12 protein-coding genes and 1 pseudogene are annotated in these 8,338 nt (G+C 72.8%); 4 read left to right on the forward strand and 9 right to left on the reverse strand.

Annotated elements, in window-relative coordinates:
- Window positions 1-219 precede the first annotated feature (219 nt).
- Together VR45_RS37180 and VR45_RS37185 are read right to left on the reverse strand one after the other, a co-directional pair.
- Window positions 220-1,039, reverse strand: a pseudogene (locus VR45_RS37180) (arylamine N-acetyltransferase).
- Window positions 1,040-1,202: 163 nt separating this feature from the next.
- A complete protein-coding gene (locus VR45_RS37185; RefSeq protein WP_045944358.1) occupies window positions 1,203-1,502 on the reverse strand; it encodes a hypothetical protein in 300 nt (99 codons plus the stop codon).
- 247 nt (window positions 1,503-1,749) lie between these two features.
- Between VR45_RS37185 and VR45_RS37190 the strand changes: the two genes are divergently transcribed.
- A complete protein-coding gene (locus tag VR45_RS37190; RefSeq protein ID WP_045944359.1) occupies window positions 1,750-2,157 on the forward strand; it encodes a VOC family protein in 408 nt (135 codons plus the stop codon).
- Window positions 2,158-2,162: 5 nt separating this feature from the next.
- Here the strand turns inward: VR45_RS37190 and VR45_RS43070 are convergent, their stop codons facing one another.
- The 3 genes from VR45_RS43070 to VR45_RS43075 all read right to left on the reverse strand — a co-directional run bounded on the left by VR45_RS43070 (window position 2,163) and on the right by VR45_RS43075 (window position 3,711).
- Window positions 2,163-2,630, reverse strand: a complete 468-nt coding sequence (locus VR45_RS43070; protein WP_159394500.1) for a barstar family protein — start codon at window positions 2,628-2,630, stop codon at window positions 2,163-2,165.
- Window position 2,631: 1 nt separating this feature from the next.
- Complete coding sequence (locus VR45_RS37200) at window positions 2,632-3,063, reverse strand: ribonuclease domain-containing protein (RefSeq protein WP_045944360.1); 432 nt, start codon at window positions 3,061-3,063, stop codon at window positions 2,632-2,634.
- A 159-nt stretch (window positions 3,064-3,222) separates the two neighbouring features.
- On the reverse strand, window positions 3,223-3,711 hold the full coding sequence (locus tag VR45_RS43075) for a SitI3 family protein (protein WP_052709672.1): 489 nt from the start codon (window positions 3,709-3,711) through the stop codon (window positions 3,223-3,225).
- 117 nt (window positions 3,712-3,828) lie between these two features.
- Between VR45_RS43075 and VR45_RS37210 the strand changes: the two genes are divergently transcribed.
- A complete protein-coding gene (locus VR45_RS37210; protein WP_045944361.1) occupies window positions 3,829-4,353 on the forward strand; it encodes a peptidylprolyl isomerase in 525 nt (174 codons plus the stop codon).
- 38 nt (window positions 4,354-4,391) lie between these two features.
- On the opposite strand, the gene VR45_RS37215 is transcribed toward VR45_RS37210, so the two are convergent.
- Window positions 4,392-4,958: a TetR-like C-terminal domain-containing protein gene (locus VR45_RS37215; RefSeq protein ID WP_045944362.1), complete on the reverse strand. Its 567-nt coding sequence runs from the start codon at window positions 4,956-4,958 to the stop codon at window positions 4,392-4,394.
- A gap of 116 nt (window positions 4,959-5,074) precedes the next feature.
- On the opposite strand from VR45_RS37215, the gene VR45_RS37220 reads away from it, so the two are divergent.
- On the forward strand, window positions 5,075-5,515 hold the full coding sequence (locus VR45_RS37220; protein WP_045944363.1) for a DoxX family protein: 441 nt from the start codon (window positions 5,075-5,077) through the stop codon (window positions 5,513-5,515).
- Between the two features lie 119 nt (window positions 5,516-5,634).
- Here VR45_RS37220 and VR45_RS37225 read toward each other — a convergent pair whose 3' ends face one another.
- Window positions 5,635-6,129, reverse strand: coding sequence for a peptidylprolyl isomerase (locus VR45_RS37225; protein ID WP_045944364.1), 495 nt, complete (start codon window positions 6,127-6,129; stop codon window positions 5,635-5,637).
- Window positions 6,130-6,204: 75 nt separating this feature from the next.
- Window positions 6,205-6,858: a class I SAM-dependent methyltransferase gene (locus tag VR45_RS37230; RefSeq protein ID WP_045944365.1), complete on the reverse strand. Its 654-nt coding sequence runs from the start codon at window positions 6,856-6,858 to the stop codon at window positions 6,205-6,207.
- A 249-nt stretch (window positions 6,859-7,107) separates the two neighbouring features.
- Between VR45_RS37230 and VR45_RS46370 the strand changes: the two genes are divergently transcribed.
- Window positions 7,108-7,707, forward strand: a complete 600-nt coding sequence (locus tag VR45_RS46370; protein ID WP_052709673.1) for a hypothetical protein — start codon at window positions 7,108-7,110, stop codon at window positions 7,705-7,707.
- A 66-nt stretch (window positions 7,708-7,773) separates the two neighbouring features.
- Here the strand turns inward: VR45_RS46370 and VR45_RS37240 are convergent, their stop codons facing one another.
- Window positions 7,774-8,271 (reverse strand): GNAT family N-acetyltransferase, encoded by a 498-nt coding sequence (locus VR45_RS37240; protein WP_045944366.1) that lies wholly within the window; start codon window positions 8,269-8,271, stop codon window positions 7,774-7,776.
- Between the last annotated feature and the right edge of the window lie 67 nt (window positions 8,272-8,338).

Below are 8,338 nucleotides of genomic sequence, written 5' to 3' on the forward strand. Positions count from 1 at the left end.
GACCACGCCCGCGCAGCTTACGGCGCCCGGTCGGCCACGGCGAACGATTCCGGCGAATCCTCCCGGAGCGGGCGATGCGCGGCTATTCTGCGCGTGCACACGATGCCGTCCGCGCCCACGGACGTCCGGACACGCCGCCCCGACCGACCGGATCGCGCACGACCGCGACGAGTTCGTCGAGGTGGTGCCGACGGAGCCGGCGGCGTTCCGCAGGGCCGTTCAGGGCGCGGTCGGGAGGCGGTCCAGGACGAGGCCGAAGTGGGTGCGGTAGGCGCTCAGGGCCGCGTCGGCGTCGAGGAGTTCCTCGGTGCGGGTGCCGTCGGGGGCGGTGCGCAGGAGCCGGGTGCCGCCGGTGGCGCGGGTGCTGGTGAGGGTGGTCCGGCCGCCGTCCGGGGTGGGGCGGGAGCACGTGGTCGCGCGGGTGAAGTGAGAGTCGGGGGACGTGGTCTGCCACCAGCAGGTCGGGGCGAAGTCGGCCAGCCGGTACGGGCGGGGGTCCAGGCGGTACTGCGGCGCGCCGTCGAGGGCGACGTCCAGGTCACCGGCGGCGCCGGAGCTCCGGATGTCAGCGCTCGGGGTGTCGGCGCTCGGGGCGATGGTGAAGACTCCCGCCGGGTCATGCTGCCGGCCGCGCTCGTCGAGGCGCAGCGGCCGGCGGGCGAACTTGCCGAAGCCGACGTCCACCAGCCAGGCGGCGCCGTCCGCCTGGCTCGGCCCCGTCGAAGACCCGGGCGGCGAGCAGCTCGACGCGGTAGCCGAGGGCCCGCAGCAACGCGGCGAAGGCGCCGTTGAGTTCGTAGCAGAACCCACCGCGCCTGCGCCCCACGACCTTCTCCAGCAGCGCCTCCGGTTCGAGCACGACGGGCTCGCCGAGGTGGATGCTCAGATTCTCGAACGGGACGGCGTCCAGGTGCGCCTCCTGGAGCCGCGCCAGCTCGGCGGCCCCGGCGCGGGCGGGCCGCTCGGCGCCGATCCGGGCGAGGTACGCCGCCACCTGCTCGTCGGTCGGGATCTCCGCGTTCCGCGTGGGTTCGTCCATGGCCACCATCCAAGCGGACCCGGTGCTTCCGGCCATCGGACCTCGGACCTAGGTCGTTCGGGGGACCTCGGCGGCCCGGGCGGCCACCTGGGCCGACCTGCGGTGCGACGGCCCGGGGCGCAGGAAGTCGGAGGGGCCGACTTCCCGCGCGAGGGCGGGCATGTCAGGGAACGAGGACGCTGCGGCCGCCCAGCGCCGCGTAGGACTCGCCGGGGACGACGAACTTCTCGACCGCGCCCTCGCAGCTCGTCCCGGCCCGGACCTGGACCACCGAGTCCGTGTAGTTGGTGACCAGAGGCTGGACGAAGTCGCCGAGCGGGAGGCACCCGCGCGGATCCTGGTACGCGGCACCGTCGATGATCAGGATCCCGTGGGCCGCGTACGCGGTGTTCGGGACCGCCACGGCGAGGGCGGCGGCGGCCAGCCAGGCCCCGAGAACGGTTGCCGTGCGTCGCTGCTTCATGCGTCCACATTCCTTTCGGCCGGAGCGGGGCGACCCTGCGCGACCCCGCCGGTGCGGCCCAAAGTAGTCGGACGGTGACGTGGCGTCGCGGACGGAGCGGCGCGGCGGCCGGGTGCGGAGTGGGAAGTCGGACGGGTCGACTTCCGGTGCGGAAGATTTTCGCCCCCGGCCGTCACAACCGGGCCACCGTGATCCGTCAGGGAGGCGGAGCGGCACCACCGGGCCGCCGGACGGAGAGGACAGCACCATGCTCACCAGGGTCATGTACGTCACGGTCTACGTCACCGACCAGGACCGCGCGCTGCGGTTCTACACCGAACAGCTGGGGCTGGAGAAGCGCGTCGACTACCCCGGCCCGGACGGCCGCTTCCTCACGGTGGGCGCCGAGGGGCACCCGTTCGAGATCATCCTCTGGTCGCACGCCCCGGCCGCCGGGCAGCCGCCGCAGGCGGAGGGGGTGTCCGCGCCCGGTCCGATCATCCTGGAGTCGGACGACCTGAAGAAGGATGTCGGGATCTGGCGCGAGCGCGGGGTGGAGTTCGACCGGCACGAGCCCGAGGAGTACCCGTTCGGCTTCCGCATCGAGGCCCGGGACCCGGACGGCAACCGGGTCTCGCTGCGCCAGCAGCGGCCGGTGGTGACCGACCGGGGCTGAGCGGCTCAGGCGGTCCGGCCGGCCGCGCGGAGACGGGCCTCGGCGGCCTCGGCCCCGGGCGGGTCCGCGAGGAAGAGGACGCGGAGGGAGCGGTCGGCGGCCGCGTCCAGGATGCTGAGGAGCAGTGCGAGTTGGGCGGGCGGCTCGTCCGCCAGGAGGGCGTCGGCGTCCGCGACGAGGACGAGCAGGCGGGGTGCGGCCGACCCGGCCGGCTCGACCGACTCGGCCGGCTCGGCGCCGGGCGGGAGGAGCGCGTCGTTGAGGCACTCCTCGAAGGCGTCCCAGTTGTGGCCGAAGTAACCGGGGAACGAGAGCGCCCGCGCCCACTCGGCGAACAGGGCCGTCCTGGTACGGCAGTTCGCGCCCCGGACGAGGCGGAGCCGGTCCGGGGCGGCGGCGAAGCCCGCCCAGGTCCGGCCCGGCAGGAGGTCCCACCGGGCCGGACCGAGCGGGGGTTCGGGCACTACGGGCACGTCAGCAGCCTTCGGAGATCTCACGGAAGTTGGCGTAGTGGTCGTCGGTGTACCAGGTCTGCGCGGTGCGCTCGTCGCGGACCAGGCGCTCGGCGTCCCGGTGGGTCTTCGGCGCCGGACGGGGGTTGACGTCGTACTCGTGGTACGCGCCGCCCGCCGGAAGGTCCCCGCTGCGGTTGCCGTACGGGTTGCTGCCCCGGATGTACTCCGGGCCGGGAATCCGGAAGTCGACCGGGCGGGGGCTGGTGGGCCACTCGATACCCTCCCAGATCCGGCAGGCCCGTTCGACCTGCTCCGGGAAGTCCTGGACGGGGAGCGGGGGTTGGACAACCGCCCGGACGGCCGGGGCGGCGGCCAGCGCGGGGGCGGCAGGAGCGAGCGGGCAGGCCAGGGCGAGGACCAGAGCGGCCTGCACCAGACGGCGGAGAGTCATGGGGTACCCGATTCCGTGCGGGAGCGTGTGCAGCAAAGGCGTACCGCGCACACGCCCGACTCCCCGACGGCCACGCCGCAGCCACCGCCGCCCCCACCCGTCCGAGTGACTCCCGAAGCCCGGCGGACGTGATCCGAACAACGCCCCGCAGCCGGTCGGTCAGTCCCCGAAGTCGAACTCGTGGGTACGGCGGCCGAACGGCGGCGGCACCGCCGCCAGCCGCTCCGCCGGCCACACGTCGGAACGCTCGCTCAGCGTCAACTCGCCGCCCAGCCGCAGCAGCCAGACATCCTCGAAGTCGAGGTGGAGCGCGGCGTCCCCCGGCACCGCCGACAGCACGCCCGCCACCACCCGCACCATGTCGTCCTGCTGCTCGGAGATGTCGGCGTCCTTGTCCAGCCGGAAGGCCACGGAGACCGTCGGGGCGAAGGCGGCACCACCGATCAGCGGGTCCCCCCACGGGAGCCGCCCCGCCGGTACCGCACGGACCCAGGTGCCCCGCGCCGTCACCGCCCCGTCCCCCAGCAACCGCCCGACGCTCTCGGAGGGGGCGAAAACACCGAGGTCGCGGGCGATCCCGAGAATCCGCCGCCCCGCCTCGGGGACAGTCAGGGCGGCGGCGAGCTGGAAGTCGTAGGAGAGTGCCATCTGTTTCCCCTCGTGGAGCCCCGCCGGTCACCGCCCTCGCTCCGCCCGGTTCGGGGACGGGGCGGCGTGGGAGGATCGGGCGGGTTCGGTTGATTCGTTGAAAGGTTTCTTCAGTCCATGGGCTCGCAGTACTACGCCGTCCTCAAGACCAACCACGGCGACATCACCGTCAAGCTGTTCCAGTTCCACACTCCGAAGACCGTGCGCAACTTCGTGGAGTTGGCCGAGGGGCGGCGGGAGTGGACCGACCCCGTGACCGGGGAGGTCAGGACGGCTCCGCTGTACGACGGGACGACCTTCCACCGGGTCATTCCCAACTTCATGATCCAGGGCGGGGACCCGCTGGGGGACGGTACGGGCGGCCCCGGCTACGAGTTCGCCGACGAGTTCCACCCCGAGCTCTTCTTCACCAGGCCCTACCTCCTGGCGATGGCCAACGCGGGCCCGAACACCAATGGTTCGCAGTTCTTCATCACCACCCGGGCGACCCCGCACCTCAACCGGAAGCACACCATCTTCGGGGAGGTCGCGGACCCGGCCGGCCAGAAGGTGGTGGATTCCATCGCCGCCACCGTGACCGGCCCGGGAGACCGTCCGGTGGAGCCCGTGGTCATCGAGTCGGTCACCGTCGAGGTCCGCTGAGCCTTCTCCCGGAGTAGGAAGTCGGTCCGGCCGACTTCCTACTCCGATCCGCCGAACACCACCCGCAGCACCTCCCGGGCCAGTTCCTCGACGTCCGCCCCGGTCCTGCTCTCCGGCAGGGCGCCGTTCAGCCAGAGGCTCGCGAAGCCGTGCGCCAGCGACCAGGCGGCGATGGTCGTCGCCCGGTCGGGCCGCTCCCCCCGGGACAGCACGCGGCCGCTCGCCGCGAGCACCGCCCCCGCGCGCTCGCGGGCCATCGCCATCTCCGGGTCGTCAGCCCGGTACAGCTCCGGCCGGAACATCACTTCGAAGTACGCCCGGTGGTCCACCGCGAACCGCACGTAGGCCACCCCCGACCCGTACGGATCCCCCGCGGCCCGCTCCAGCGCGTCCGCGAACAGCTCGAAGCCCTCCGCCGCCACCGCGGTCAGTACTCCCGCCTTGTCGCCGAAGTGGTGCGCCGGCGCCGCGTGCGACACCTCCGCCCGGCGTGCCAGCTCCCGCAGGCTCCAGCCGGACGGCCCGGACTCCGTGATCGCCGCGATCGCGGCGTCCAGCACGGCCCGCCGCAGATTTCCGTGGTGGTAGCTCTCGGCCCTGCCCATGGCACTTCCCTCTCGTCGGCGACCCTCAGAGCATATCTAGGCATTGACAAGTTTGCTCGTCCGGGCCAATCTTTCCAGTGACAAGATTGACCGGTGACAAGCTTGGAGAGTCCACCATGGCCCCGCTCATCGCCCTCCTCGGCGGCTTCGCCGTCCTCCGCCTGCTCGGACTCCTCGCCGTCGACACCCTCGACGCCTGGCAGCCGGCCGTTCGCGGCGCCCTCGCCCTGATGTTCGTCACCACCGGCGTGCCGCACTTCCTGCCCGGCTTCCGGCGCGACTTCGTCGCGATGGTCCCGCCGGTACTCCCCCGCCCCGAACTGCTCATCACGCTCACCGGCGTCCTCGAACTGGCCGGGGCCGCCGGGCTCCTCGTCCCGCCGCTCGCCCCGTACGCCGCCGCCGGACTCGCCCTGCTGATGCTCGCGATGTTCCCCGCCAATGTGCACGCCGCCCGCACCGGCGGCACCCTCGCCGGGAAGCCCGTCACCCCACTGCCCGCGCGCACCGCGCTGCAGGTGCTGTTCGTCGCGGCGGCGGTCGCGGCGGCGCTCTGAGCACCGCGCCGGAGCGGGAGGCAGTCGGGCCGGGTCGAGTCGGGCCGGGGCCGAAAACGCGCGGACGCGGCCCGCTCGAGGTGCGGGCCGCGTCCGAGTGCGGGGAAAGGGGCGAGCCCTTACTCCACGATGCCGGACTTGGCGATGGTGACCTTGGCCTTGGTGCGGCCGCTCTGCGAGCCGAGGCCCTCGATCTTCTGCACCAGGTCCAGGCCCTCGACGACCTCGCCGAAGACGACGTGCTTGCCGTCCAGCCAGTCGGTGACGATGGTGGTGATGAAGAACTGCGAGCCGTTGGTGTTGCGGCCCGCGTTGGCCATCGAGAGCTGGCCCGGCTTGGTGTGCTTGAGCTTGAAGTTCTCGTCCGCGAACTTCTCGCCGAAGATGCTCTTGCCGCCGGTGCCGTCACCGCGGGTGAAGTCACCGCCCTGGAGCATGAAGCCCGGGATGACGCGGTGGAACGACGAGCCCTCGTAGCCGAAGCCGTGCTGGCCGGTGGCGAGCTCGCGGAAGTTCTGCGCGGTCTTCGGGACGACGTCGTCGAAGAGCGTGAAGACGATCCGGCCGGCCGGCTCGTCGTTGATGGTGATGTCGAAGAAAACGTTGGAACCCATGCAGGGATCATGGCATGCCGGGCTTCCTGTCGCGCGGCACACCCCCCGACCCCCGGGCAGCGGCCCGGGCGCCCGCTACGCCGCCCGGTGGGCCAGCAGGTACGCCTGCGGGGTGCGCTCGTCGGGTTCCGGTTCGCGGACCAGGCGGGTGGTGACCTTCAGACCCGCCGCCTCGGCCAGGGCCTCGATCCGCTCCGGCCGACCCCGGCGGAAGTCCAGGGCGACGGGACGGCCGAAGGGGCGGTCGAGCCGCAGGACGTCGTCGCCCACCTGGAAGGCCAGCAGGAGCGGGGCGCCGGGGGCCAGGACGCGGCGGAACTCCGCGAACACCCGCGGGAGTTCTCCGGCCGGGGTGTGGATGATCGAGTACCAGGCGACGGCGCCGGCCAACTCGCCGTCGCGGTAGGGCAGATCGAGCAGGGACCCGGTCTCGAAGGGGATCGCGGGGTGGGTGGCACGGGCCAGTTCGACCATGCGCGGGGAGAGGTCGAGGCCGGAGACGTCCAGACCGAGGTCCGCCAGGTGGCCGGTGATCCGGCCCGGACCGCAGCCGAGGTCGGCGACCCGGCCGCCGCCGGCCGTGGTCACCAGTTCGGCGAGCACGCCCAGCAGGGCGCGGTCCCAGGGCATCACGGCCAGCGCGTCGCGATAGCGGTCGGCGTAGTCGGCGGCGATGGCGTCGTAGAACGTCCGTGCGGCGGTGAGGAATGCGGGCTCGGCGGTGGTCACGGCGACCGACCCTACCGGGGGCGCTGGGCCGACTGCGGCAGGGGTGGTGGCGGTGATCGGCCGAGCCGGACCGGAGGAATCGTGCGGAGGCGATTAGACGGCGGGCGGCGGAGCGATCAACTCGAACGGATCATCGGGATGGCGGCCCGCCGTGCGTGCTAGAAACCGTCGACGGCAGTGAACGCTCACCCGCGCTCATCGCCGCCTGCACCGTGCACCCACCGGCCACTCCTCCACCGAAGGAGAACCATGTCCGTCGCACGAACCGCACGAACCGTCCGGAACGCGCTGCTCGCGGCCCTCGCCGCCCTGGCGCTGATGCTCTCCGGCGCCGCGACCGCGAGCACCGCCTCCGCCACCACCACGGGACTGGACGGCGCCTGGGCCTGCTCGGTCCCGTCCGGCTACGTCTACGACCAGGTGTCGATGAACCGCAGCTGTAGCGGCGGCGGGACCTGGAACTCGCCGCAGTTCCACCTGCGCACGCCGGTCGACGGCCTGACCGCCTGCATGAGCGCGCCGGGCTTCGTCTACGACTACATCAGCTGGGGCAGCGCCTGCAGCCAGCAGTCCGGCGTGACCTCCAACGCCTACCACCTCCGCGTCCCGTACGACGGCCTCACCGCCTGCATGGGCACCCCCGCCTTCACCTACGACTACGTCAGCTACACCTCCGGGTGCAGCCTGACGCAGGGCGTCCAGGCCACCACCTTCCACCTCCGCACCCCGTACAACGGCCTCTGGGCCTGCGACGTCCCCCGCGGCTTCACCTACAGCACCACCACCTCGAACCTGGACTGCGCCTCCATCCGGGGCGTGCCGACCACCAAGTTCCTGCTGGTCGGCTGACCCGGTCCCCGGTTCGGTCAAAGGGCGGGCGACCCGGCGGCGGCCGGGTCGCCCGCCCGCGTCCGTTCAGGACAGGTCCAGCTCCGCGACGGCCTGGTCCCCGCTGAACTCGCCGGTCGGGCGGAAGCCGAGGCGCTCGTAGAACCCCGCCGGACCGTCCTCCCCCGGCACATAGGTGACCGTGACCCGGCCGCCACCTCGCCGGCGGATCTCCGCGGCGACCTGCTCCACGGCGAAGCGGCCGTAGCCCTTGCCCTGGGTGCCGGCGGCGATGTTGAGGCGCCAGAGGCCCGAGCGCGGCAGGTCACCCGGCCGGTCCGGGTAGAAGGTGATGTCGAAGAAGGCCATCACGAAGCCGACCGGCCGGTCGCCGTCGTAGACCAGCCTCGGCCAGGCGCTCGCGCCGTGCGCGTACGCCTCGGCCAGCGACTTGACCACCGGGGAGACGAAGCGCTCCTGGTCCGGGCGGACCTTCAGCTCCAGCGCGGCGTCGATGTTGTGCGGGGTGACCGGTTCGAGCCGCAGTGCGGCCGGGGCTGGGGACAGCGCGGATTCCGTGGACATGCCGGTCAGGGTAGTGAGTGCCCGCCCGCCGGTCTCCCGGATTTCCCGCCGCCCCCGCCGCCCCCGC

The sequence above is a fragment of the Streptomyces sp. NRRL S-495 genome (assembly GCF_000966955.1).
Classification (GTDB): Bacteria; Actinomycetota; Actinomycetes; order Streptomycetales; family Streptomycetaceae; genus Kitasatospora; species Kitasatospora purpeofusca.

What these genes read in the sequence shown, in the direction of transcription:
- VR45_RS37200 (WP_045944360.1), bottom strand. Translation starts at nt 3,063, where the DNA reads ATGACTCTCCGCCGTCTGGTGCAGGCCGCTCTGGTCCTCGCCCTGGCC.
- VR45_RS37225 (WP_045944364.1), bottom strand. Translation starts at nt 6,129, where the DNA reads ATGGGTTCCAACGTTTTCTTCGACATCACCATCAACGACGAGCCGGCC.
- VR45_RS43075 (WP_052709672.1), bottom strand. Translation starts at nt 3,711, where the DNA reads ATGGCACTCTCCTACGACTTCCAGCTCGCCGCCGCCCTGACTGTCCCC.
- VR45_RS37185 (WP_045944358.1), bottom strand. Translation starts at nt 1,502, where the DNA reads ATGAAGCAGCGACGCACGGCAACCGTTCTCGGGGCCTGGCTGGCCGCC.
- VR45_RS37190 (WP_045944359.1), top strand. Translation starts at nt 1,750, where the DNA reads ATGCTCACCAGGGTCATGTACGTCACGGTCTACGTCACCGACCAGGAC.
- VR45_RS37210 (WP_045944361.1), top strand. Translation starts at nt 3,829, where the DNA reads ATGGGCTCGCAGTACTACGCCGTCCTCAAGACCAACCACGGCGACATC.
- VR45_RS37215 (WP_045944362.1), bottom strand. Translation starts at nt 4,958, where the DNA reads ATGGGCAGGGCCGAGAGCTACCACCACGGAAATCTGCGGCGGGCCGTG.
- VR45_RS37220 (WP_045944363.1), top strand. Translation starts at nt 5,075, where the DNA reads ATGGCCCCGCTCATCGCCCTCCTCGGCGGCTTCGCCGTCCTCCGCCTG.
- VR45_RS37240 (WP_045944366.1), bottom strand. Translation starts at nt 8,271, where the DNA reads ATGTCCACGGAATCCGCGCTGTCCCCAGCCCCGGCCGCACTGCGGCTC.
- VR45_RS46370 (WP_052709673.1), top strand. Translation starts at nt 7,108, where the DNA reads ATGTCCGTCGCACGAACCGCACGAACCGTCCGGAACGCGCTGCTCGCG.